The 24,298-nt window shown below is 54.4% G+C and carries 18 protein-coding genes; 1 reads left to right on the forward strand and 17 read right to left on the reverse strand.

What is annotated here, in order from left to right; all coding sequences use genetic code 11:
• Nucleotides 1-136 precede the first annotated feature (136 nt).
• From ldtD to cmoM, 5 genes are all read right to left on the reverse strand, one after another.
• A complete protein-coding gene (gene ldtD, locus ACPUC8_RS05070) occupies nucleotides 137-1,948 on the reverse strand; it encodes a L,D-transpeptidase (RefSeq protein ID WP_059109802.1) in 1,812 nt (603 codons plus the stop codon).
• 156 nt (nucleotides 1,949-2,104) lie between these two features.
• On the reverse strand, nucleotides 2,105-6,571 hold the full coding sequence (gene mukB, locus ACPUC8_RS05075) for a chromosome partition protein MukB (RefSeq protein WP_059109803.1): 4,467 nt from the start codon (nucleotides 6,569-6,571) through the stop codon (nucleotides 2,105-2,107).
• On the reverse strand, nucleotides 6,568-7,302 hold the full coding sequence (mukE, locus tag ACPUC8_RS05080; RefSeq protein ID WP_039332446.1) for a chromosome partition protein MukE: 735 nt from the start codon (nucleotides 7,300-7,302) through the stop codon (nucleotides 6,568-6,570). Before mukE ends, mukB begins: the two co-directional genes overlap by 4 nt.
• Nucleotides 7,283-8,605, reverse strand: coding sequence for a chromosome partition protein MukF (gene mukF, locus ACPUC8_RS05085; RefSeq protein ID WP_039332444.1), 1,323 nt, complete (start codon nucleotides 8,603-8,605; stop codon nucleotides 7,283-7,285). Before mukF ends, mukE begins: the two co-directional genes overlap by 20 nt.
• Nucleotides 8,606-8,616: 11 nt before the next feature.
• Nucleotides 8,617-9,390: a tRNA uridine 5-oxyacetic acid(34) methyltransferase CmoM gene (cmoM, locus tag ACPUC8_RS05090; RefSeq protein WP_039332454.1), complete on the reverse strand. Its 774-nt coding sequence runs from the start codon at nucleotides 9,388-9,390 to the stop codon at nucleotides 8,617-8,619.
• A gap of 124 nt (nucleotides 9,391-9,514) precedes the next feature.
• Here cmoM and elyC point away from each other — a divergent pair, with 124 nt between their 5' ends.
• Nucleotides 9,515-10,300, forward strand: coding sequence for an envelope biogenesis factor ElyC (gene elyC, locus ACPUC8_RS05095; RefSeq protein WP_039332441.1), 786 nt, complete (start codon nucleotides 9,515-9,517; stop codon nucleotides 10,298-10,300).
• On the opposite strand, the gene ACPUC8_RS05100 is transcribed toward elyC, so the two are convergent.
• From ACPUC8_RS05100 to serC, 12 genes are all read right to left on the reverse strand, one after another.
• Nucleotides 10,280-11,173: a YcbJ family phosphotransferase gene (locus ACPUC8_RS05100; RefSeq protein ID WP_039332439.1), complete on the reverse strand. Its 894-nt coding sequence runs from the start codon at nucleotides 11,171-11,173 to the stop codon at nucleotides 10,280-10,282. The two genes, elyC and ACPUC8_RS05100, sit on opposite strands and share 21 nt — an antisense overlap.
• A 110-nt stretch (nucleotides 11,174-11,283) precedes the next feature.
• Nucleotides 11,284-12,033, reverse strand: coding sequence for a 3-deoxy-manno-octulosonate cytidylyltransferase (gene kdsB / locus ACPUC8_RS05105; RefSeq protein WP_039332437.1), 750 nt, complete (start codon nucleotides 12,031-12,033; stop codon nucleotides 11,284-11,286).
• Complete coding sequence (locus tag ACPUC8_RS05110) at nucleotides 12,030-12,212, reverse strand: Trm112 family protein (protein ID WP_039332435.1); 183 nt, start codon at nucleotides 12,210-12,212, stop codon at nucleotides 12,030-12,032. The genes kdsB and ACPUC8_RS05110 overlap by 4 nt, the downstream gene beginning before the upstream one ends.
• A 92-nt stretch (nucleotides 12,213-12,304) precedes the next feature.
• The gene (locus ACPUC8_RS05115) at nucleotides 12,305-13,522 is read right to left on the reverse strand and encodes a winged helix-turn-helix domain-containing protein (RefSeq protein WP_039332433.1); all 1,218 of its coding nucleotides are present in this window, start codon (nucleotides 13,520-13,522) and stop codon (nucleotides 12,305-12,307) included.
• Nucleotides 13,523-13,541: 19 nt separating this feature from the next.
• Nucleotides 13,542-14,546 carry a tetraacyldisaccharide 4'-kinase gene (gene lpxK, locus ACPUC8_RS05120; RefSeq protein ID WP_039332431.1) on the reverse strand — a complete coding sequence of 335 codons (1,005 nt, stop codon included), beginning with the start codon at nucleotides 14,544-14,546 and terminating at the stop codon, nucleotides 13,542-13,544.
• Entirely contained in the window at nucleotides 14,543-16,291 is a 1,749-nt protein-coding gene (gene msbA, locus ACPUC8_RS05125; protein ID WP_039332429.1) for a lipid A ABC transporter ATP-binding protein/permease MsbA, read from the reverse strand. The genes lpxK and msbA overlap by 4 nt, the downstream gene beginning before the upstream one ends.
• A gap of 34 nt (nucleotides 16,292-16,325) precedes the next feature.
• Nucleotides 16,326-18,584, reverse strand: coding sequence for a DNA internalization-related competence protein ComEC/Rec2 (locus ACPUC8_RS05130; RefSeq protein ID WP_039332427.1), 2,259 nt, complete (start codon nucleotides 18,582-18,584; stop codon nucleotides 16,326-16,328).
• A gap of 204 nt (nucleotides 18,585-18,788) precedes the next feature.
• Nucleotides 18,789-19,073 (reverse strand): integration host factor subunit beta, encoded by a 285-nt coding sequence (gene ihfB, locus ACPUC8_RS05135; RefSeq protein ID WP_039332425.1) that lies wholly within the window; start codon nucleotides 19,071-19,073, stop codon nucleotides 18,789-18,791.
• Nucleotides 19,074-19,159: 86 nt separating this feature from the next.
• Nucleotides 19,160-20,833, reverse strand: a complete 1,674-nt coding sequence (gene rpsA / locus ACPUC8_RS05140; RefSeq protein WP_039332423.1) for a 30S ribosomal protein S1 — start codon at nucleotides 20,831-20,833, stop codon at nucleotides 19,160-19,162.
• Between the two features lie 122 nt (nucleotides 20,834-20,955).
• A complete protein-coding gene (gene cmk, locus ACPUC8_RS05145) occupies nucleotides 20,956-21,636 on the reverse strand; it encodes a (d)CMP kinase (protein WP_039332421.1) in 681 nt (226 codons plus the stop codon).
• 197 nt (nucleotides 21,637-21,833) lie between these two features.
• Nucleotides 21,834-23,120, reverse strand: coding sequence for a 3-phosphoshikimate 1-carboxyvinyltransferase (gene aroA / locus ACPUC8_RS05150; RefSeq protein ID WP_039332417.1), 1,287 nt, complete (start codon nucleotides 23,118-23,120; stop codon nucleotides 21,834-21,836).
• Nucleotides 23,121-23,201: 81 nt separating this feature from the next.
• Nucleotides 23,202-24,287, reverse strand: a complete 1,086-nt coding sequence (serC, locus tag ACPUC8_RS05155) for a 3-phosphoserine/phosphohydroxythreonine transaminase (RefSeq protein WP_039332415.1) — start codon at nucleotides 24,285-24,287, stop codon at nucleotides 23,202-23,204.
• Nucleotides 24,288-24,298: the final 11 nt, after the last annotated feature.

The raw sequence follows: 24,298 nt of genomic DNA on the forward strand, positions 1-24,298 counted from the left end.
AGGCCGAACAGTAACCTCAGCCCAAGAGTCAGTCAACCCAGAATGCGTCACAGAATGATCAAAACCCGCCTGAGAAGGTATTTCTCAGACGGGTCTTGGGGTTTTTATCGAGAGGTGATAACAGATAAATCAACCACTAGAGCAGCAGTTTGCCCGCTTTTGCCAGGACCTGGCTACCAGAACGCGCGGTGTTATCATAATTGTAAATATCTGTACGATATTGCGGTTGGCCATCTGCGGCGACCCATGCCGTCAGATAGTAGAGATTCACCGGGATACGATGACGAATCGGCACGTAACGGGTGTCGCCCTGCTTCAGCGTGTCGGAGATCCGGCTGTCGTTCCAACCCACATCCTGCAACAACAGATCGGCCAGTTCCGAAGCTTTATTCACGCGGACACACCCTGAACTTAACGCGCGTATATCTCGCTGGAACAAACCATGATTCGGCGTATCGTGCAGGTAGATGGCATCCGAACTTGGCATATTGAATTTATAGCGGCCCAACGAGTTCATCGCCCCCGGAGCCTGACGAATCCGATAAGGGAAGCTCGCGGCGGAAACCATGTGCCAGTCAATCATCGAAGGATCGATCACTTCAGCATCAGCACTCCAGCCGGATAACAAGGTGTAACCATGCTTATAGAGGTAGCCAGGATCCTGTTTGACCTTGGGCACAATATCCTGGCGCACCAGTGTAGTCGGCACATTCCAGGGCGGGTTAAGCACCACATTATTTAATGCGCTACGCATCAGCGGGGTTTTGCGATCCGGACGCCCCACAATCACACGCGATGAAAGGATGGTGGCACCGTTGTTGTAATAGGTCAGTGAATAGTTAGGAATATTCACCATGATGCCGTTATGCATATCATCCGGCAGCAGGCGCAGACGCTGAATATTGAGTGCCAGTAAAGAGGCGCGCATTTGAGGCGAGACATTCAGCCACTCGCGGGTACGCGGCCCAATGGCGCCATCATCCGCTAAACCTTGCCAGTGCTGGAAGCGCTTCACGCCCTCCACCAGCGCAGCATCGTAAACATTATCGCCTGCTGGGGTCGGATTGGCCGCCACATTACCGGCGGTCTGCGGGCTCTGCGACGGGAGATCACTGACGTTGGCCGCTGATGGGCTCACCGCCACAGGTTGATTGCTCTGACTGACCGGCACCGATGCCGTAGGCACCGCATCGTCAGCTGGAGTAGGCGTGCTGCTGTGCGCGGCTGTTAACATGCCGGTGCGCTGGAGAATCTCACGCAGTGCCGGGATATCGTTGCTGATTTGGCCTGGCTTTAAAGTTCCGTTGTCACGCAGCTGCGGCCAAGGGCGGTTATCGGTGAGCAGGGCCTTTAGCGCACTGTGCATCGGCGCATATTGTGGATGCTGTGGCGCTAAAGACAGCACAAAAGCACGGCTGCCGCCGCCGTTTACCGCATTCTGCCATTGATTAATGGCCGCGATGCCGGGCATAGCGAGTTTGTAAGGCACATTGCTATACAGCCAGGTTTCACCCTGGGTCGGCACATTAGCGACAAACTGCAAATACCCCAACATGGCATCGCTCAGGACGATATCGCGCGCAAGACCCGTAATGGTTGGATTAGTGAGCCTTTCAACCCAGCGCGTGAACTGCGGCTGTACGCCTGAAAGCGCCACTTCCGCCAGCTGTTGCTGAAATGCCTGCACAGCGTCACGGTCTTGCCACAGCGGCGCCATATTGCGTGACGCATAAATGCCGGCGAGACCGGGGAGATAAAACGGTTGTTCACTCGGGCTGAACGCCTGCTGAATTTGATGCTGGCTTGCCGCCACGCTCAGGGTGCTATGAGACGTTCCCGGCAGTGCGGCAATGATCGCTGCATGGCTGGTGGCCAGCGGCGATAAAACCAGTGAAAGACTGAGTGCTAATGCAGCACGTTTAATTCTGTTTCTTTTGTTCAGCAACATCCCTGCCCCCTTCTCACCTAAGACACAGCGCCCTGTTATCGCTATGTACAACCTTACTCTTATTGTTGAGTATACAAATAAAAAACGGCATCTGCCTCAGTGTGCAAATGCCGTTTACAGATTAAACGGTACGCTGTTTTTTAACCAGATTCAGCGCTAGGTATTTTCTGTTTCCAAATCGATATCGCTGTTCTCACGCTTCACCGGTGCCGGGTCCGCAGAGAAGCCACGCAGACCGACCACATGAACGTGTTCCGTATTATTGAACACTTTACGTACCAGCTTGTAAGTGGTCCCTTTTTCCGGACTGATGTTCTCTGGCGCAGCAATCACCAGCTGCATCTCCAGACGTTCACAGAGTTCAAACAGCGTGGCAATCGAACGGGCATCAAGACGCGCTGCTTCATCAAGGAACAGCAGACGGCACGGCGAAATATCCTTACCGCGCAGACGACGGGACTCCTCTTCCCAGCTCTGCACCACCATCACCAGAATCGACATACCGGTACCAATCGCTTCACCGGTCGACAACGCACCGCTCTCTGCGCGCAGCCAGCCATCCGAACCACGGTTAACCTCCACTTCCATCTCCAGATAGTTGCGGTAGTCGAGCAGCTCTTCACCGATGGTTTGCGGCGTGCGCTGACCCATATCGATTTGTGGGTTGAGGCGCTGATACAATTTTGCCAGTGCTTCCGAGAAGGTCAGACGATTACTGGTAAACAGATCCTGATGCGCTTCATGCTGTTCTGACAAGGTATCCAGCAGCGTTGAGTGCGCTTCGCGGACATTGACGTTGAGACGCACACTGCGCACCTGACCAAAACTCACCGCCTGCAGGCCTTGGTTCAGCTGACGAATACGGTTCTGCTCGCGCTGAATAGTCTTACGAATGATGTTAGCCGCACTGCGGGAGCTGATAGCCAGTGTTTGCTCGCGCGCGGTCAACTCTTCCGTCAGTCGATTCAGCTCGATTTCCATCTGTTCGATGGCTTCAACCGGATCGTCGGTGCGAATGATATCCTGGCGGATACGCTCACGCAGATGCTGATACACCGCGATAAAGAATTGAACCTTGCGCTCCGGGCGTTTGGGATCTTCTGACATACGCAATACATCGCGTAAATGCTCGTTATCTGCCACCGCCAGACGCAGCGCACCCAAGGCCTTATCTGACATCGAACGTAGCTCGTCACCGCTCAGATAAGCGAGTTCACGACGATGCAGACGGCGCTCAACGCCATTCTCTTTCACCAATCGCAGTACCGTGCACCAACCCGCTTTGGCACTGACCACCTGCTCGCGAATCACATGGTAATCGCGCTCCAGCTTACGCAGTTTTTTCTGCAGGCTGTCCATTTCGGCTTCGCAGAAGGTCAGCTGTTTTTCCAGCTGATTGCGACGCGCACGGTTATGGCTCAGCGCCGTGTACAGCTCATCACGGCGAATACGTGCACGCTCTTCGGCGCTGGCATCGGCATGAACCCCAATGTCCTGCATCTCTTGCTGCATCTCTTTCAGCATGTCGCGCTTGGCATCGTAGGAACTTTTCAGTGACGCCAATACTTGCGAATACTGCGTGAGCTGGGCCTGATGGCCACGCAGGCGTTCACGCGCGCTGCTGCGCTCGGCTTCTGCTTGTTCAAGACGACGGCGCAGTTTCTCGTTAAGATCGGTGTTGCCATTCAGCATGCCCGCTGAATCTTCGTAGCTGAAGTGCGCGCGGCGCTGCACCACTTCCGTCAGGGCAAAGGCCTGCTGACGAGCATCGCGCTGCTGCTGTTGCGCCTGCTGATAGTCACGTTCCAGTTGGTCATGCTGCTGAGGATCGCTTTGCAACACGGAGACCAGTGGCTCCAGCTTGCTGAGTTTAGTGCTGTGCTGATGTAAGAAACGCGCTGCTTCCTGTGCCTCTTCAACGCGCTCGCGGATCTCTTCGCAGCGATCGCCTAGCGAATCGTCCAACAGCAGGTTTACGCGCGGTAACAGGCGGTTCAGCTGGCTGACACCTTCTTTGGCCTGCTCGAACTGCGCACGCTGTTGCTGGTTGTCATTCTCATGCTGCGCCAAAGCGCGTTCCAGCTCGCCACGACGGCTATTGAGTTGGCGGATTTGCGCTTCAGGATCCTCATCAAAGGCTACCGCCAGATGACTGCCGATAAAACGGCTAAAGGATTGATGCAAACGCTGGGTTTTCTGCACATCGAACGAGAGCGTGGCAAAACGCTCCGCCAGCTGCTCGCGTTCGTTGTTCAGCAGTTCCAGCTGATTTTCACGCGCAGCGCGACCAAACAACGGCACTTTCGGGAAGCGAGAGTAGCGCCACTGGCGCTCTGCCACCTTCACCACGACTGCTTTTTCCAGCTCATCGACGCTGAATACGCTGTCATCAAAGGACTGCGGATCCCCTTCGATTAAATAGAGATCTTCCGGACAATCGTCGAGGCCATCCAACAACTCACGCACCAACGACAGATCCGGCACCACGATGGCGTGGCGAGAAGGACCATACAGCGCCGAGAAATAGGGTGCGTCGTCGAGCGTGACGTCATCGTAGATTTCCGACAGCAGCACACCGCCAAAACGCTCCGCAAGCTGGGTCAGGCGGGCATCTTCGGCACCGCCTGGCTGGCTAAGGCGCTCGATTTGCTGCTCTACCTCACGCTTGCGGGCCGCCACGTCGTCGCGCTCGACGGTGGTTTCACGCTCACGCTCCAGCAACTGCTGCATAAATTCGGTGATTTGCTGGCTATTGGTCAGCGCTTGTCCGGTCTGCTCACTGAGCTGAGTCAGGATTTCCTGCGCGGCCAACCAGTGCGGCGCACGGGCGGTCAATGCCGTGATACGTTCGCGCAGTTGTTCCAGCTCCTGACGCATCAGCATGCGGCGTTCACCCGCATCTGCAACGCTTTCATTCAACTGCTCAATCTGTGCTTCTAATTCACGTTGCAGCCCTTCCAGCGCATCCGCGTCGTACTGCTGCCCCTGGCGTTTGCAGAAGTCAGCCAGCAAACGCTCGGCGTCATGCTGTTCACGCAGACGCGTTTCCAGTTCGTTGAGGCGCAAACGCAGTGAAGAGAGTTGATCCGCGTGATGGCGCTGATTGGCCGCATCGCGCAGTAACTCACGTCCGACTTGCCATGCATCCTGACGGCTAACCTCACCGGCAATGCTGGTGACCAGCGCCAGTGCCTGCTCAAACTGACTGTGGGCCGCTTCGGCCACGCTGAGTTTCTGTTCCAGACGCAGCAGTTGCTCAGTCGCTTCTTCTTCACGTGCCTGGAACGTTTCTTGCCATTCAGCCGCGTTATCGATGGTCAGACCCGGCAACTGACACTGCGTACGCGCTTTTTCCAGCGCCTGTAAGGCTTGCTGATACTGAATCGCGCGGGTTTGCTGCACATCGAGCGCCTGCTGGAAGTCGGCTAACTGGCTTTTCAGCTCATCCACTTCGATTTCTGCTGCTTCGGCGCGCGCTTCGTTCTCTTCCTGCACTTCACGCGCTTCTGCCACCACCTCATTCTGCTCTTCGAGGCGGTAAGTCAACTCTTCGAGATCGGCATCATAACGCTCAATCTTCTCCTGCTGGCGCATGGCGGTCTGCACCAGATTCAGGTGATCGCTGGCACCTTGATAATCGGTTTCCAGATCGTTTTCTGCACCGTTATGCTCAGACAACTCTCGTGCCATCTCGATATGGCGATACTGCTCCGATGCCAGTTGGTTGCGGCTGGTAAACAGCTCATTACGCAGTTGCAGCGCACCGTCGAGATGAATACGTCGCTCATTGGCATGACGCATATAATCCGCAGAAACGTAGCTGGTCGATTCAGAAATCAGATGTTTAAACAGGTCGCGATCGGATTGCGTGACGCGAATCGCTTCCAGCGTCATGCGGTTCTCACGCAGCGCCGCTTCCATATCCTGGAAAGCTTTGCGCACGCCGCCATTTTCTGGCAGCAGGTAATCGCGCAATGAACGGGTGATCGCACTGGAGATACCGCCGTACAGCGATGCCTCAATCAAACGATAGAATTTACTACGATCGCCTGCGGTGCGCAGACGACGCGGCACCACGCCCAGCTCAAACAGCACCGCGTGGTAATCAGTTACGGAGTTGTACTGACGGAACTGTACGCCTTCCTGCGCCTCGACTCGTTCTTTCACTTCCGCCAGCGGTAACACACGCGCCTGACGGCTGTTAAGAATTTCGGTCAGCATATCTGTCGGCTGAGAGTCCGTCGGCAAGCCGTGAATACTGAAAGGCTTGATATCGACTTTCTTATCGCGACCGGCCACTTGCTGCAGTCGTACGCCCACCACCACACGCTGATGGCGTGAATTGACGACATCCAGCACCGAATAGCAGACGCCCGCACGCAGTTTACCGTGCAGACCTTTGTCACGTGAGCCAGAGGTGGCACCCGCTTCGGTGGTGTTACGGAAATGCAGCAGCGTTAAATCGGGGATCAGCGCCGTGACAAACGCGGCCATGGTGGTGGATTTACCGGCACCATTACCGCCGGAAAGCGTGGTCACCAACGCATCGAGATCAAAAGTACGGGCAAAGAAACCGTTCCAGTTGACCAGCGTTAGCGAACGAAATTTACCGCGTTCAATCATTCCTGTTCATCCTCCGCGTGATCATTCGCATCGCTTTCAGCGTCCTGTTCATTTTCTGCGTCATCACTCTCATTGGCTGCGGGTTTCGTCTCCAGCGTCATGGCTTCACCATCACGGATCAGGCGCAGTTGCGCTTCGCGCGCATCATCACCGCTGCGCACATCCGCACCAAAGCGGAATACGGACTCCATAATGCGGAATTTACTGCTGTCGTTGCCCATAAACCACACCATGCCCAAACGGCGCAGGCGGCTCAATGAAGCACGCATTTTTTCCTGCAGTTTGGCGCGGTCCAGGTCTGAGCCGGTTGAACGCTGATTCACCAGCTTCAGCAACTTGCTCTCATCAGCCAGCGACAGCAGCTCGTCATACAGCTCCTGCTGGGTGAAAATTCCTTCATTCGCCAGACGTTCCGGGCTGAGGTAGAGGTAGCACAGGATTTTGCCCACCATCATGTCCAGCTCTGAGAGTACCGAGCGCGGAATCAGCGTGGTTGAGCGCGGACGCAAATAAAAGAAACCTTCGGGTGCGCGCATCAGTTCAACGTTGTAGCGCGCATAAAACTCTTCCAGGTACTCCTGGTAATCCATCAAAAAAGCGTGATTATCCAGCTCTTCGATGCCGATGTGGCGTCCCGCACGCAACAGACTGTCAAGCGCAGGGAAAATCGGGTTTGCCAGTGCCAACGCCAGCTTAACTGGCATCACTTGTTCAATATTTGTCGATGACATGTGCCTGCACCTTGGCTCCGTAATCATTAATGGTCTGCCACTGCGCGGGCAGACCGGCTAAATCAGCTTCTGCCACACCCAGTCGCACCGCTTGATCGATGACGATGCGCGCCAAATCAAAGTGGCGCGCACGCGGATACTGCGACAGATAGTCACGCATCACGGTGGCGAGGTTGAGCGGCTTTTGCTCTTGCTTATAAATCTGTAAGGCTTCTTCGATCATCGCGGCCAGCTGCTCGCGAATCTCGTTAAACTCTTCGTATTCCATCTCAGGCGGCAGTTCACCCATCACCTCGTCATTACGCAGCGTCATCTCTTCATCACGCATATCGTAGAGGCGATCGGCATTGGCGTAGGTCAGCGCCCAGGGTTGATCGAAGTAGTTCTGCACCGACAGGCGTAAACGCTGTGCGAACACGCGGTTCTTATCCATGTCGATGGCGGTACGAATAAACTTATGCACGTGGCGGTCGTAGCCAATCCACAAATCGATGGCCTGCTGGCCCCAACTGATGATGCGGTCCAGCTTGCTTTGCAGGTCATACACCAGTTTGTCGACAAAGCCGAGATCCGGGCTGCTCAGCGTGGCGTCCTGAATGCGTAACAGGTTAGCCTGCAACTTATCGCCCGCAGCTTCCAGCGTATCCTGCAATTCACGCAACGTGCCGGAGGTTTCTGACAGCAACAGCTCACAGCTGGAAATTGCCGCACGCCAGTCTTGATTGAGCAGATCGGCGATGTCCGTTTTCACCGCTTGCTGCTGCTCATCCATCAAACGTTGCGTCATATCGATGCTGTCGAAGATCTCCGCCACGGAGTATTTCAGCGGCGCGAAGACGTTACGATGCCAGTGGAATTCGTCGCCATCCTCTTCAGCGGCATCGGCGGCGCGCTTCAATTCCTGGGCTACGATCGACAACTGCATCGACAGACGCAGCGTAGAAAACTCACGCTGACGGATGTAGTAGTCGGTAATGCCGATGGCGAGCGGCGTCAGGCGATAGATGGCATGCCCTTCCGTCAGTTCGCTGGTAAAGCGGTTCAGCAAGCGTTGACGCACCATGTCATTGATGGCGTTATTAGCACGCACTTGCACAGTTTCGTTGGTTTGTTCGAACGCTTTACTGACGTGACGAAATGCGTCGATCAGTTCACCTTCACTCATTTCACCGTCCATGCGCTCACCGTTTAAGGTGGCAATGGCCAGCAAAAAGGCCAGACGTTCTACCGGCAACGCAAGTGAAAAGTCATTCTTGCGCGCCCATGCCACCAATTCGGGGACCGTCTGGGAAAATTCGCTCATAGTTGATCCTTCTACCTGGGTTTGCGCGCGGTCACGTGGATATAGCGCCCTAAGCTTAAAAAGGGCTCCTGACGACAGTAGCGCCGTTCCATTTCAATAATGTCTTCTATGCTCTTCACAACGCCAGGCGGTGGGGGTTTCATGTAATCACAAAACACACGAATCCCGGCTCGCTGCTCAATCTCAAAACCTGCCGCGACCAACCAGCGATTGACGTCCTCAGGATCGCGCGGGAAATCCGGCGATAGTGTCCGCTTTTTACGTTTGGTCATATTGGCACGCAGGTAGCCGAAATTACCGAGTTGCAGCGTGCGGAACGTTAGGCTGTGCGCATTGTAAAACATCAATGACAACACTCCGCCGGGCTTCAGCGTTTGCCACAGCGCGCGGAGCACTGCTTCCGGTTCGGCTACCCACTCCAACACAGCGTGAAACAATACCAGATCAACTGGCTTATCCAAATGTTCACCAACCTGCTGGGCGCTAATTTGTTTGAATTGCATGTTGTGGCTCACACCCTCGGTGTGGGCATGGGCTTCCGCCAGTTTCAGCATCTCAGCAGAGAGATCGCACAGCAATACCTGATGGCCACGCGCCGCCAGACCACTTGAAATTTGTCCTACGCCGCCGCCGGCATCCAGCACGGCAAGCGGGCCATCTGGCAAAGTGGGTAACAAGGCATCAAGCTCGTCCCACAGGATCGCCTGGCGCACCTGCCCTTTGCGCGTGCCATAAATGTTCTGCGAGAATTTGTCCGCCAGATCGTCAAAGTTACGATCCTGCATGATGATGGCTCCGATCTGCTGCATTCAACTTATGCTATTTTGTCACAGGCTCGACAAGAATGAACCTTTCACGCCACCGTAACTGTCTGGCTGCTGTTTTTTCGGACAAAAGGAGCAATTTTCAATGTTTTTTGCATTAAAAAAATGGATTGGCGCGATGTTATTGCCTTTGCCACTGCTGCTGTCACTGATGGCGGCGGGACTTTTGCTGCTCTGGTTTAGCCGTTGGCAAAAAAGCGGCAAAATCCTTATCTCCGCCAGTTGGCTAATGCTCTTGTTGCTGAGCCTGCAACCCATCGCCGACCGCTTACTGCTGCCGCTGGAACGTCACTATGCGACCTGGAACGGCACGGAACCGGTGGATTATATCGTGGTGCTCGGCGGTGGCTATACCTTCAATCCGAATTGGGCTCCCAGCTCCAATTTGATTAACAACAGCCTGCCGCGAGTGGCGGAAGGTGTTCGCCAGTGGCGGCGCTATCCGCAGGCCAAAATGATCTTCACCGGCGCAGCAGCGGGGTTTAACCGTCGCAGCAACGCCAGCGTGGCGGCGGAAGTGGCGGAAAGTCTGGGCGTGCCGCCTGAGGCGATCATTACACTGGATCAACCTCACGACACCGGTGAAGAAGCGCAGGCAGTGAAGCAAACCATTGGACAACACCCTTTCCTGTTGGTCTCTTCTGCTAACCATCTGCCCCGTGCGATGCACTTTTTCCAGAGCGCAGGCATGAATCCGATTGCCGCCCCCGCGAACCAGCTCGCGATTACCTCACCTATCAGTGCGTGGGATCGTATTCTGCCTTCGCCGCTATGGTTAAGTCACAGTGAGCGCGCCATTTATGAAACATTAGGGCAAATCTGGCAGCGGCTGCGTGGTGATGACCTTAACTCAGCCGAGCCAGGGCAGTAACTGTTCACGGGCATTGTCGAAGCGCGGACGGTCAAACTGTCCGCTGCTGACTAAGGTATCCACACAATCCCACAGCTGGTATAGCCAGCGCCGCCAGACAAAGCCTTCGGCCACCGGTGCACGCTGCAGATAGTGTTGCAGCAATGAGGCTTCGGCACCGCTATCAGCCAGCCGCATCAGCTCATATTCGCGTGGAGCCCACAGAATATTGCCGGGTTGCATCATCGCCACCAGTTGGTCGCTGTGCGCATCCTTCAACATACTGGCCAGGCGCAGATTGCCATGCATCAGCACGCAGGGGTCATCGAAATCGGCAAACAATTGAGTTAATTGCTGGCGACTGCGGAACAAAATCTGCCGATCTTCTAACGTAAATGAGGGCGGTGAGAGGTAGCCGAGCGTCGACCACAACACTTCAACACGCTGGCGATACCACGCAGGCCAGCTGTTCTCCTGCACACTATCGACACGGCCCACTAAACCGTGGCTGTCGATTCGATGCCAGCCCAGCACACCCTCAACGATCTGTTCGCACAGTTGCTCCCAACGGAGTGAGGTACGGGCCGGTGCCTCAGCCGATACACCATTGAAACGAGCCATCAACAGCATTTCATGCACCGGTTGCTGCTGGCTCAGCACTAAGCCAAAGACCGCAGGCACCGGCACCAGGCCATCATGGCCCAGCATTGTAAGTTTTTTGGCTTCTAGCGCAGCGCGACCCTGATGACGGAAATACTTCGCCACCAGCGGCATAGGCTTACCGCTGTTGTCATAGAGTGCATACAGACGCGATTGCGCCTGTTCGCTGATGGTTTCGAGGCGGCTGATACCTTCACCCAGTACCAGCGCCAGTTCTGAACGGAGCTGTTCCATGCGTTATCCTCCGCGGTCAAAAGACTTTACTATCCTGGAGGCCATGGTGGCGTAATACTTAGCGCCAGATCAAACTTTGTGGCCAGCACACGTGGCTGGCCGATAGGAGATTAACCTTGCATGGCCGCACGTACGCGCGCCAGGTCTTCCGGTGTATCCACGCCAACGCTTGGCACGGTTTGCGCCACCGCGACGTGAATCTTCTCGCCATACCACAATACGCGCAACTGCTCGAGCAGCTCAATGTGTTCCAGCGAACACGGCTCCCAGGCGATATAGCGACGGACAAATCCGGCACGATAGGCATAGATACCGATGTGTCGTAGTAATGTGTCACCAATTTGCTCACGCGATTTCGCGTAACGCTCACGATCCCAGGGAATGGTGGCGCGTGAAAAATAGAGCGCGTAGCCTTTGGCATCCATCACCACTTTAACGGCATTGGGATTGAACGCTTCCTCAGCATCGGTGATCGGCACCGCCAGAGTCGCCATTCCTGCATCGGCTTGCGCCAGATTATTCGCGACCTGACGGACGATTTCAGCCGGGATCATCGGCTCATCACCCTGCACGTTGACGATGATAGTGTCATCGGCAAACTGGTATTTTTCGATCACTTCGGCCAGACGTTCGGTGCCAGATTGGTGATCGGGGCGCGTCATACAGACTTCACCACCCGCTGCCGTCACCGCTGCAGCCACTTCTGGGTGGTCAGTGGCGACAATTACCCGATCCGCTCCCGATTCGCGCGCACGCTCCATCACGTGCACCACCATCGGTTTGCCGTGAATATCCACCAGCGGTTTGCCTGGCAGGCGCGTCGATGCGTAACGCGCTGGGATGATCGCGACGAAACTCATGGATGGATCTCTTCAACTGACAGGGTACGGGCTTCCACTTCCAGTAACACGGGAATGCCGTCACGCACCGGGAAGGCCAGTCCGTCAGGTTTGCAGATCAGCTCCTGCTGCTCTTTGTTGAAATACAGTTTTCCGTTACAAACCGGACAAGCAACAATCTCAAGTAAACGGTGATCCATCATTTTCTCCTTTAGCACCGATTCGTCAGGCACTAAGCATACCATAGCGCACCCGGCCACAGTGCGCTGGGCGCGGCAATATTCGTGTGTTGTCAGCGGTTGATATCCCACTGATGGGACCAGGCAGCCAGCAACGCGGGGGGCGCATTTTCCAGTATCACCTGGCTCGCACCCTGCCATTGTGCAAAACGATTAATCGCTTTTTGCACATCCTCAAGAAACGCGTTGCTCACCCGCGCACCGGGTTCGAGCCAGAAGGCACGAATTACCAGTTGCTGGGACTGGCGATCCATTTTGGCATCAATACGCGCTTTTAAAGCGCCACGATGCAAGACAGGCAGGACAAAATAGCCATATTTGCGTTTCTCGGCCGGGGTGTAACACTCGATACGATAGTCGAAATTAAACAGTTCAAGCGCACGGCGTCGGTCCCACACCACGGGATCAAAGGGAGAGAGCAACGCAGTGTGCGTAGCTGTCGGCATTTTTTCCAACAGCGGCAACAGACCTGTGTGCAACCACATTTCACCCAGTTGCTCCACTTCGACCCGGACAATGTCACCCCGTGCCTCTGCCTTTTCCAGCCAGGTTTTGATAGGGGCGCGTTTGAGCCGGTAATAGTCCGCCAGCCAGTTCGTGCGGAAAATACCCAAGCTGCGTGCGCTATGATTCAACATCGCCAGCACCGCTTCCGCTTCGCTAAGCGCATGCTGTTCATCATTCCATTCCGGCATCACGCGGCTGCGCAGATCGTAAACACGTTGGAAGTTGCGCCGCTCTACCACCATCAATTCACCGGCGCTGAAGAGATTCTCCAGATGACGCTTATGGGGCTTCCATGCCCACCAGCCGGGTTTCGTCTGCTTATCGTTAGCGAAATCCGCGGCGCGAACTGGGCCGTTTTCACTGATATGTGCCAGTAAGTCGGTAATCTCCTGCTGATGCGCTTCCACCCACTGCTCACTGTATTTCCAGCCAAGCCGTTGTGGCTCCAGCATACGATGGCGCAGCAGCGGATAATCCTCAAACGGGATAAAACAGGCTTCATGTGCCCAGTACTCAAACAGTTCCCCGGCAGCTAACGTCTCTTCCAGCCAGTTTGTTGGGTAAGCGCCAAGACGGCTAAATAACACCAGATAAGGGCTGCGCGCAACCACGTTGATGGTGTCAATTTGCAGCAAAGACATTTGGCGCACGCTGGCGTGAATATCCGCAAAGCGCGCGCGGCGGCCCAGCGGACGTAACAGTCCCTGGGCAGCCAGATGGAGATGACGAGCGGTTTGCAGCGAGAGGGAATTAACGGTAGTCATACTCGGTTCCCTGTGACGGTTATGCGCGCGAGCGGGTTTCGCGCGCAGTAGTGCAGAGTTGCGTTACATCATCGAGTAGCGCATCAAGTGTTGCGCCCGACAGATGCGCATCAACCGGCAGATACCACCAATGCTTTTGAGCAAAGCCACGGCACTTCACGGCATCTTTTTCCGTCATCAGCAAACATTGCCCGGCCTGCGTTAAGCGGACCAGTTCATCTTCGCTGTAGGCATGATGGTCAGCAAAAGCGACCTCAGCAACCGGACTGACGCCCTGCTGCTTCAGGGTATTAAAGAAGCGCGGGGGGTGACCGATACCGGCCATCGCCACGATCGCCGGTAACTGATCCAGACTGGCAGTATCACCAGTGAGCAGATTCACCGCTAAGCCCGGCTGCAGCGTCATCGAGATTTCTCCCGCTTGCGCCTCACCGCCATTGACGATAACCGCATTCACATCCTGCAGGCGTGAAGCACGTTCACGCATGGGACCCGCAGGTAACCACCAGCCATTGCCAAAACGTCGTGCACCATCCACGACCACAATTTCACGATCGCGCTGCAAGGCGTAATGCTGCAGCCCATCGTCAGTAATAATCACATCCAGTGCGTGATCGGCCAGCAGCGCTTCCACAGCCAGACGGCGTTCAGGGGCAACCGCCACTGGCGCCTTTGTACGCTGCGCAATCAGCACCGGCTCATCACCCGCTAACGCTGTAGGGGTATCCGCCGTGACCCGCAGTGGGTAACGATCTGCTTTCCCACCGTAACCGCGCGACACAACACCCGCACGCAGACCACGCTGCTGCAGCGCCTGTACCAACCAGATCACCACGGGCGTTTTGCCATTGCCGCCAGCCGTGAGGTTGCCGACTACAATCACCGGGCAAGGCGCACGCCAGCTTTTACGCCAGCCGCGCTGATAGCTAAGGCGAATCAGTACACTGATGGCCCCATACAGCAAGCTGAGTGGCCACAACAGTAGCCACAACGGCGAGCGCCCGCTCCAGATGCGTTCAATCATTGGCCAAACTGCAGTTTGTGAAGTTGCGCATAAGCGCCCTTCTCAGCCAGCAAGACTTCATGGGTACCACGTTCAACAATCCGACCATCTTCCACCACCACAATTTCGTCGGCCTTTTCGATGGTCGACAAGCGGTGGGCAATCACCAGCGAAGTGCGGTTTTTCTGTAGTTCATCCAGCGCGGCCTGTATGGCGCGCTCAGATTCGGTATCCAGCGCGGAAGTGGCTTCGTCGAGAATCAGAATCGGGCAATCACGAAGCAAGGCGCGCGCGATGGCGATTCGCTGACGCTGGCCGCCAGACAGCAGAACTCCGTTCTCACCAATGACGGTATCGAGGCCGTTATCCATTTTCTTGATGAAGTCCATGGCATGCGCCATGGTGGCAGCCTGCTCGATCTGCTCACGCGTGTATTCACCGTTGCGCGCATAGGCAATGTTGTTGGCAATGGTGTCGTTGAACAAGTGGACATTCTGGGAAACCAGCGCCACCTGATTACGCAGCGAACGCAGCGTATACTCACGCAGATCGTGACCATCCAGCAGAATTTCACCTGAATCGATGTCGTAAAAACGCGTCAGCAGGCTAGCCATGGTCGATTTACCCGAACCCGAACGCCCCACCAGTGCCACGGTTTTACCTTCTGGCAGCGACAGGTTGATATCACGCAGTGCAGGCACTTCACGGCCTGGGTAGGTGAAGGTGACGTTGCGGAATTCAACATCACCTTTGGCACGGCCAATTTCACGCTTGCCGTTATCAATTTCCTGCTCACTATCCAGAATCGAGAACAGCGTCTGGCAAGCCGCCATCCCACGTTGGAACTGGGCGTTAACGTTGGTGAGTGACTTCAATGGACGCATCAGCGCAATCATTGATGAGAACACCACGGTAATGGTACCGGCAGTCAGGGTTTCCATTACGCTTGGGAAGCTGGCAGCATACAGTACAAAGGCAAGGGCCAGAGAAGCAATCAGCTGAATCACCGGATCGGAGATGGAAGAAGCCGATACCAGCTTCATACCCTGCTGACGCATTTTATTACTGACCTGAGAAAAACGTTCTGCCTCGACATCCTGACCACCAAAGATCAGCACTTCTTTGTGCCCTTTCAGCATCTGTTCGGCGCTGGTGGTGACCTGGCCCATGGTGTTCTGCATGTTCTTACTGATGTTGCGGAAGCGTTTGGACACGGTGCGAATGGCAAAGGAGACAATCGGTGCCAACACAATCAGGATCAATGACAGCTGCCAGCTGTAATAGAACATCATGATAAACAGGCCAATGATCGAGGCCCCTTCGCGTACCACCGTCACCAAAGCACTGGAAGAAGATGACGCAACCTGTTCCGAATCATAGGTAATGCGCGATAACAGCGTACCGGTGGATTGCTGGTCAAAGAATGCCACGGGCATGCCCATCATGTGACCAAACAAACGGCGGCGCATGTTCATTACCACGTTGCCGGATACCCAGGAAATACAATAGCTGGAGATATAACTGGTGACGCCACGAATCAGCATCAGACCAATCACCGCAAGCGGCATCCACAGCATCACGGACTTATCGGCTTTCCCGAAGCCATCATCCAGTAAAGGTTTCAACAGCGACAACATTAAGGTATCGCCAGCCGCATTGAGAATCAGCGCCACCGCAGACACGAACAGTCCAGCTTTGTGCGGTGCAATCATCGGCCAGAGTCGGCGGAATGTCTGCCACGTTGAGAGATCTTTGTCTTGATGCATTATTTATTCACGCTGTTTGAAATAGCCGCTCATTCTACCTGGATTCACGTTTGACGCCAAACCACTGATGATACCAGCGGGGCATTATTTGCTCTCTTAACCCCTTAATCTGCCAGTCTCCTTGCCGAATACCGATGTGGATCTGTCCCGATTGTGCGGTGTCATGCCAGATGTAGCCCTGTTCGCGATAGCGAGAGACCACAGATTGTGCCGGCATGCGCCACGCGTTATAGCGAGCGACAGAGGCGATTGCCGCTTTTCCTGCAACACTACGTAACAGTAATGGTCCAGAAGAAGTCCGGCTGCCGTGATGAGGAACCTGTATCAAGGTGCTGGCCAGCCGTTCTTTCTCCAGTGCCACTAATTTTTTTTCTGCTTCCAGCTCAATATCCCCCGTGAGCAGCAGACTGACTTTGCCGTCATCTACCCGCACCACACAGGAATCATTATTTTGCCCCTGAGTATTACCTGCCGGAGGCCAGAGTGCGGTGAAGGTCAGTTTCCCCCACAGCCACTGTTCCCCGCGCTGACAAGGCAAATGCCCTGCTTCTGCTAACGCGCTACGGATAACAAGGTCTGGATTGGCGTCGCGCAATGAGTGCAATCCACCCCGATGGTCCAGGTGTTTATGGCTAATGATCACCGCTTGTAGTTTGCGCCCCTGATAGTGTAGCCAAGGCAAAATAACGCGGGCGCCAGCATCATCCTGTTGCCAGCGTGGTCCCGCGTCATACATCACAACGTCTTTGCCCTGAGTAATGGCGATGGCGAGGCCATGTCCGACATCTATCATGTCCACCTGCCAGTCATCTTGCTCCGTCTGGCTGCGCCAAATGACGATAGCTAACGCCAAACCACAGCATGGCGTCAGCGCACGATACAGTAAGCCGCTACGCCACAATATCAACCCTACCCACAGCACCGCGACGGCGGGTATTGCTTCATTCAGCGGCCACCATCCTGCCGGGAGTAGCGCCAATCCCTTCATCACCAGACTGACAGACCCGTCGGCCAGCCACCACAAAACGGCAGAAACAGGCGGCACCGGTAGCAACAGTGCCAGTAAAATCAATGGCACGGTAATTAATGACACCACGGGCACAGCAATAAGGTTGGCAACCAAAGCACTGAGGCTGATGCCCTGGAACAGATAGATTTGCAGCGGTGCCATTAAGATCATCATGCCCAACTGCAAGTGCAACAGGCGCAGCGGCAACCATCGCCAGCCCTTGCTGAATCTCGCAGGCAGCGGATACCACTGAAACCAGGCTATCAACATCGCCACAGCGAGTGAAGAGAGCCAGAAACTCTCTGACAAGATGGTGAGTGGATCCAGCCAGAGCAGGCTGCCGATGCACAGCGTCCAAACCTGCCAGCCACTGAGTTGCCAGCCTGCAAGCCGACTCAGTATCCAGATCGTCAGGGCAACCATCGCGCGCTGCGCTGGAGCGTGGCTGCCAGAGATCCAGCAGTAAACAGCAGCCGTCACCAGGCTGCCCACCAGGGGCAATACATATCCAATGAATCGAGCTGGAAGGAAAAATTGCAGTGCCCGAGCGATTGCCCAGCCCACGCTGGCGGCTAGTGCGATATGCATCCCCGATATTGCCATCAGATGTGCGGTTCCCGTTTCCCGCAATAACTGACGTTGTGCAGACGTCATGCTGTCGCGATCGCCAAAGGCTAACGCTTGTAATATCGCCGGTTGCTGCAGCGTTTCTATTCGCGGTAAGTGAAAGTTGACCAACTGTGCTCGCCAACTGCAGTTCAGTGATTGTGCCTGCTGTTCGATAATACGTCCCTGCAGTGGCGTGTGATTGGCGAGTGCAAAGCGTTGGGCATCAAACCCGCCTTCATTTAATCGACCATGTACCGCACGCAGACGCAGTTTCATTTGCCAGCGTTGTCCGGCACAAAATGGTGATTCGTTGGACGCTGTACTGAGGGTGACAAACAGCGGGGGAAACTGATATTTTTCGCCAACGCGGATAATCTGCGCACTGAGTTGCTGCTTTGTTTCACGTACTTCGGTAATGCGCAGCGTCACATCGACGGGGGCTGGCGTCAAATCCTCTATCGAATCGATTATCTGCCGGGCTTCCAGCAGCGCCCATGACAACAGTAGTAAGCCCATGCCGGTTACACGCAACGCTGTAAGTGGCATCAATCCAGCAACGACGCCTGCCGCAGCCAGGGAGGCGATCGCTGCGCTTGTCGGAATTTGCGGCAAAAAAACCAACGCTAAGGTGGCCAGAATCATGGCCCGGGCCAGCAGTATCCCTGTCATACGCATGCACTATCTCCCTTAAAGAGCGATAAGTTTGCGCGCGGTTAGAGAGAATAGCGTGGTGATTATTTTGCGTTTTAGGCAGGGATTCAACGGAATCGATAGGGTTTGCAGCAGGCCAACTTGATGTTGGAATCAAGTGCACAGTGTCTGGCTGTAGGCAAAAAAAAACGACACCCTGAGGTGTCGTTTTTGTCGTTCGGTCACGGCTTAGCCGTATATGTTTGCACGGTCACGCAATTCTTTGCCCGGCTTGAAGTGGGGAACGTATTTACCTTCCAGATCCACTTTGTCACCCGTTTTCGGGTTACGACCAGTGCGCGGTGCGCGGTAGTGCAAAGAAAAGCTGCCGAATCCCCGGATTTCAATGCGCTCGCCCTGTGCCAACGTTGTGGCCATGTGCTCGAGCATCTCTTTGACTGCATCCTCAACGACTTTCGCCGGGATATGAGAGTGCTGGCCAGCAAGTCTTTCAATCAGTTCTGACTTGGTCATGTAACCTCCGGTTAATCCTTAATGGGAAAGGTATGACAGCTTTTACCGAAACCGGACGATTTGCATCGTCCGGTGCCTCGGGTCGATTACTCGCCTTTAGCCGCTTTGAACGCTTCAGCCATAGCGCTAGAGAAGTTGCTTTCTTCCTGTTTGGTGTTAACAGTGTTGATTGCTTCTTTCTCATCAGCCTGGTCTTTAGCACGAACAGACAGGCTTACAACGCGGTTCTTACGGTCAACGCCGGTGAATTTAGCTTCAACGTCGTCACCAACACTCAGAACCAGAGTTGCGTCTTCGATACGGTCCAGTGAAGCTTCTGAAGCGCGCAGGTAACCTTCAACGCCATCAGCCAATTCTACTGTAGCACCTTTAGCGTCTACTGCAGTCACTTTACCGTTAACGATAGCGCCTTTCTTGTTCAGGGTGATGTAGTTGTTGAATGGATCTTCAGCCAACTGCTTCACGCCCAGAGAGATGCGCTCGCGCTCTGCATCAACCTGCAGTACAACAGCAGCGATTTCGTCGCCTTTTTTGTACTCACGAACGGCTTCTTCGCCAGTCGCGTTCCAGGAGATGTCTGACAGGTGAACCAGACCGTCGATACCACCGTCCAGGCCGATGAAGATACCGAAGTCAGTGATTGACTTGATTTTACCTTCAACGCGATCGCCTTTGTTGTGGGTCTCAGCGAACTGCTGCCATGGGTTGTTTTTGCACTGCTTCAGACCCAGGGAGATACGACGACGTTCTTCGTCGATGTCCAGAACCATAACTTCAACAACATCGCCCACGTTAACAACTTTAGATGGGTGAATGTTCTTGTTGGTCCAGTCCATTTCAGAAACGTGTACCAGACCTTCAACGCCTTCTTCGATTTCTACGAAGCAGCCGTAATCAGTCAGGTTGGTTACACGACCAGTCAGGCGGGTGCCTTCTGGGTAACGCTTAGCGATAGCAACCCATGGATCTTCGCCCAGCTGTTTCAGGCCCAGAGATACACGAGTACGCTCGCGGTCGAACTTCAGCACTTTAACAGTGATTTCGTCGCCCACGTTGACGATTTCGCTCGGATGCTTAACGCGTTTCCAAGCCATATCGGTGATGTGCAGCAGGCCGTCAACGCCACCCAGATCCACGAATGCGCCGTAGTCAGTGAGGTTCTTAACGATACCTTTAACTTCCATGCCTTCCTGCAGGTTTTCCAGCAGCTGATCACGTTCAGCGCTGTTTTCAGATTCGATAACTGCGCGGCGAGAAACAACCACGTTGTTACGTTTCTGATCAAGCTTGATCACTTTGAATTCAAGCTCTTTGCCTTCCAGGTGCAGAGTATCGCGAACCGGACGAACGTCAACCAGTGAACCTGGCAGGAACGCACGAATACCGTTCAGCTCAACTGTGAAGCCACCTTTAACTTTGCCGTTGATAACACCGGTAACAGTTTCAGCTTCTTCGTAAGCTTTTTCCAGCGTGATCCAAGCTTCGTGACGTTTAGCTTTCTCACGGGACAGCAGGGTTTCACCGAAGCCGTCTTCTACTGCGTCCAGCGCAACGTCAACTTCGTCGCCTACCTGGATTTCCAGTTCGCCGGCTGCGTTCTTGAACTGCTCTGCAGGAATTGCAGATTCAGATTTCAGACCCGCATCAACCAGGACTACGTCTTTGTCGATAGAGACAACAACGCCACGAACGATGGAACCCGGACGGGTTTCGATTTCTTTCAGTGATTCTTCAAATAGTTGAGCAAAAGATTCAGTCATATTGATAATCTTAGGATTCTTCAATTTAACGTCCACCTGACGTCATTGTCGGATGGGGTTGTTTCACATGCCCAGCACCGGGTCCTTGGTACAGGGTTACAGCAATTCGGTTGCCTTAGCGATTACATGCCCAGCTTACTTCGGGCATAATCGAGTGCCTTTTCAATCACTTGCTCAATGGACATACTGGTTGAATCCAGCACCAGAGCATCAGCGGCAGGCACTAAAGGTGCGATAGCGCGATTACGATCGCGGTCGTCGCGTTCCTTTATCTCGGATAAAAGGCGATCAAAGTTAACATTAAAGCCCTTCTCCTGCAACTGTAGCATACGACGATGCGCACGCTCTTCCGAACTGGCATCCAGGAAGATTTTTACCGGTGCATCGGGGAAAACCACGGTGCCCATATCTCGACCATCCGCAATCAGGCCTGGTTCTTCACGGAATGCACGCTGGCGACGCAACAGTGCTTCACGCACACGTGGGAAAGCTGCCACGCGCGAAGCCGTGTTGCTGACTTCTTGCGTGCGAATTTCACCCGTCACGTCTTCACCTTCAAGAATGACCTGCATTTCACCTTCCACAGAAAGGAAACGCACATCCAGGTGAGCCGCCATCGGAACTAACGCTTCTTCTGATTCAATATCTACCTGATGATGAAGTGCAGCCAAAGCCAATACGCGATAAATGGCACCAGAGTCCAGCAAGTGCCACTGCAATGACTCCGCCATCGCTTTACACAAAGTCCCTTTACCTGCGCCACTTGGCCCATCAATGGTAATGATCGGGGCGATTGCCGTCATTGTTCTCTCCTGTTGCTGCGTGCTTATTATCAGCCTTCTTGGCTGTCTGGATTGCGCGGCATTATACGCTGCCCGCGTCAGGTTAGTACCCTTTCGCGAACACAGCGCTAGAATTTTAGTCAGATTCGGAAGAATTTCCGCTCATCAAGACCAGAAGAGAGCGAAGAAACCCGGCACAAGCGTACCGGGTAGGAAGATTATGAGGCGTGGCTGATTTTCGCTAACTGTTGGAAGTAGTCCGGGAAGGTTTTCGCCGTGCAACCAGGATCAAGGATGGTTACTGGCGTGTCGGACAGCGCAACCAGCGCAAAGCACATGGCCATACGGTGATCGTTGTAGGTACCGATATCCGCATGTTGCAACTGGGCAGGAGGCGTGACACGGATAAAATCGTGGCCCTCTTCCACTTCAGCACCGACTTTGCGCAATTCTGTCGCCATCGCGGCCAGACGATCGGTTTCTTTAACGCGCCAGTTATAGATGTTGCGCATTAAGGTTGTGCCTTTGGCAAACAACGCCGTGGTGGCAATGGTCATCGCCGCATCAGGAATATGGTTCATGTCCATATCGATGGCGGTCAGCGTGCCACGCGTACAGGCAATGTAATCATCACCCCACTCGATCACCGCACCCATTTTTTCCAGCACATCCGCAAAACGAATATCGCCTTGCACGCTATTGCGGCCGATACCCGTTACACGCACGGTTCCGCCTTTAATTGCTGCAGCAGCAAGGAAGTAAGAAGCCGAAGACGCATCACCTTCCACCAGATAATCACCCGGTGACTGATATTGTTGCTGGCCCTTCACCACAAAGCGTTGATAATTTTGGTTATCAACGTCCACACCAAAGCAACGCATCAGGTGCAGAGTGATATCGATATAAGGCTTGGAAACCAAATCACCTTTGATGGTGATAACAGTATCTTTCGCAGCCAAAGGCGCGGTCATCAGCAATGCGGTCAGGAACTGGCTGGAAACACTGCCATCCACGCTGACTTCACCACCCACGAAGCCGCCGTTCAGGCGTAACGGGGGATAATCCGTCTGCTCCAGATAATCAATGTTCGCGCCGCCCTGACGCAACGCATCAACCAGATGACCAATTGGGCGCTCTTTCATGCGCGGTTCACCAGTCAGTACGATCGACTGTTGGCCTAAGCACAGTGCCGCCGCCAGCGGACGCATTGCCGTACCCGCATTCCCCAGGAACAGCTCCAGTGGCTGGTCAGCGTGCAGTGGCCCTGCATTACCCACCACTTCACACACGGTGCGATCGGCAGAGAGCGTATAACTGACGCCCAGCGCTTTGAGCGCATTCAGCATGTGTTTGACGTCATCGCTATCCAGCAAGTTCGTCAGGCGAGTTGTGCCGTTTGCCAGCGCAGCCAACAGCAACGCGCGGTTAGAGACGCTTTTTGAACCCGGTAAGTTTACCGTGCCGTCAACGCGGGCAATCGGTTGTAGAGTCAGGGAGTCCTGCATGTGAAACCAAATCTCCAGAAAAGACGAGACCCCGTCCAATCACGGGGCCAGATGCCAGCCAGGCTGGCATAAAGTAAGTAATTAACCGTGGCGACGTTCGAAGTCGATCATGAACTCAGTCAGGGCTTTAACCCCTTCCAGCGGCATCGCATTGTAGATCGATGCACGCATGCCGCCAACCACACGGTGGCCCTTCAAGGCATGCAAACCTGCCTGCAGTGACTCCTCGAGGAATACTTTGTCCAGAGCGGCGTCGGCCAACTGGAATGGCACGTTCATGCGTGAACGGTTACCGGAAGCAACATCGTTACGATAGAAGCTGCTGCTGTCGATCACGCCATAGAGAAGGTCAGCTTTCGCCTGATTAACCTTATCCATTTCAGCCACACCGCCCTTCTCTTTCAGCCATTTAAAGACCAAACCAGAAAGATACCAAGCGAAGGTTGGCGGGGTGTTGAACATGGATTCGTTTTCTGCCAGCACCTTGTAATCAAGAATAGAAGGCACATAACGTTGCGCTTTACCCAGCAGGTCTTCACGCACCACCACCAGCGTTAAGCCTGCCGGTCCGATATTTTTCTGCGCGCCCGCGTAGATCACACCATAACGGCTGACATCAATAGGACGAGACATGATGGTTGAAGAGAGGTCGGCAACAACAACTTTGTCACCAAAATCCGGTTCTTCATCAATAGCAATACCGTCGATGGTTTCATTCGGGCAGAAATGCACATAAGCAGCATCATCGTTCAACTGCCATTCACGCATCGGTAACAAAGCACGTTTACCTTCCAACGTGGTTTTGACATCAATGGTGTTTGGGGAACAATATTTTTCCGCTTCTTTGATGGCGCTGTGAGCCCAGTAGCCGCCATCAATGTAGTCGGCGGTTTTGGCTTCACCCAGCAAGTTGCCCGGGATAGCCGCGAACTGTGCACGCGCGCCACCATGACAGAACAAAACTTTGTAGTTGGATGGGATCTTCAGCAGATCGCGAAAATCCTGTTCTGCTGCTTCAGCAACCGCAATGAACTCTTTACTACGGTGACTGATCTCCATCACCGAGGTGCCTAATCCGTGCCAGTTTGTCAGTTCTTGTTCTGCACGACGGAGCACTTCTACCGGCAGCATCGCTGGGCCGGAGCTAAAATTATAAACCTGCGTCATTTCCCCTCACC

The sequence above is a fragment of the Pantoea sp. CFCC18177 genome, from assembly GCF_059412425.1.

Excerpts from the sequence above, each read along its gene's own strand:
- elyC (WP_039332441.1), top strand. The coding sequence starts at position 9,515 with ATGTTTTTTGCATTAAAAAAATGGATTGGCGCGATGTTATTGCCTTTG.
- lpxK (WP_039332431.1), bottom strand. The coding sequence starts at position 14,546 with ATGATTGAACGCATCTGGAGCGGGCGCTCGCCGTTGTGGCTACTGTTG.
- ACPUC8_RS05100 (WP_039332439.1), bottom strand. The coding sequence starts at position 11,173 with ATGGAACAGCTCCGTTCAGAACTGGCGCTGGTACTGGGTGAAGGTATC.
- aroA (WP_039332417.1), bottom strand. The coding sequence starts at position 23,120 with ATGCAGGACTCCCTGACTCTACAACCGATTGCCCGCGTTGACGGCACG.
- ldtD (WP_059109802.1), bottom strand. The coding sequence starts at position 1,948 with ATGTTGCTGAACAAAAGAAACAGAATTAAACGTGCTGCATTAGCACTC.
- mukF (WP_039332444.1), bottom strand. The coding sequence starts at position 8,605 with ATGAGCGAATTTTCCCAGACGGTCCCCGAATTGGTGGCATGGGCGCGC.
- ACPUC8_RS05130 (WP_039332427.1), bottom strand. The coding sequence starts at position 18,584 with ATGCGTATGACAGGGATACTGCTGGCCCGGGCCATGATTCTGGCCACC.
- cmk (WP_039332421.1), bottom strand. The coding sequence starts at position 21,636 with ATGACGGCAATCGCCCCGATCATTACCATTGATGGGCCAAGTGGCGCA.
- serC (WP_039332415.1), bottom strand. The coding sequence starts at position 24,287 with ATGACGCAGGTTTATAATTTTAGCTCCGGCCCAGCGATGCTGCCGGTA.
- ACPUC8_RS05115 (WP_039332433.1), bottom strand. The coding sequence starts at position 13,522 with ATGACTACCGTTAATTCCCTCTCGCTGCAAACCGCTCGTCATCTCCAT.
- mukB (WP_059109803.1), bottom strand. The coding sequence starts at position 6,571 with ATGATTGAACGCGGTAAATTTCGTTCGCTAACGCTGGTCAACTGGAAC.
- kdsB (WP_039332437.1), bottom strand. The coding sequence starts at position 12,033 with ATGAGTTTCGTCGCGATCATCCCAGCGCGTTACGCATCGACGCGCCTG.
- msbA (WP_039332429.1), bottom strand. The coding sequence starts at position 16,291 with ATGCATCAAGACAAAGATCTCTCAACGTGGCAGACATTCCGCCGACTC.
- mukE (WP_039332446.1), bottom strand. The coding sequence starts at position 7,302 with ATGTCATCGACAAATATTGAACAAGTGATGCCAGTTAAGCTGGCGTTG.
- ACPUC8_RS05110 (WP_039332435.1), bottom strand. The coding sequence starts at position 12,212 with ATGGATCACCGTTTACTTGAGATTGTTGCTTGTCCGGTTTGTAACGGA.
- rpsA (WP_039332423.1), bottom strand. The coding sequence starts at position 20,833 with ATGACTGAATCTTTTGCTCAACTATTTGAAGAATCACTGAAAGAAATC.
- ihfB (WP_039332425.1), bottom strand. The coding sequence starts at position 19,073 with ATGACCAAGTCAGAACTGATTGAAAGACTTGCTGGCCAGCACTCTCAT.
- cmoM (WP_039332454.1), bottom strand. The coding sequence starts at position 9,390 with ATGCAGGATCGTAACTTTGACGATCTGGCGGACAAATTCTCGCAGAAC.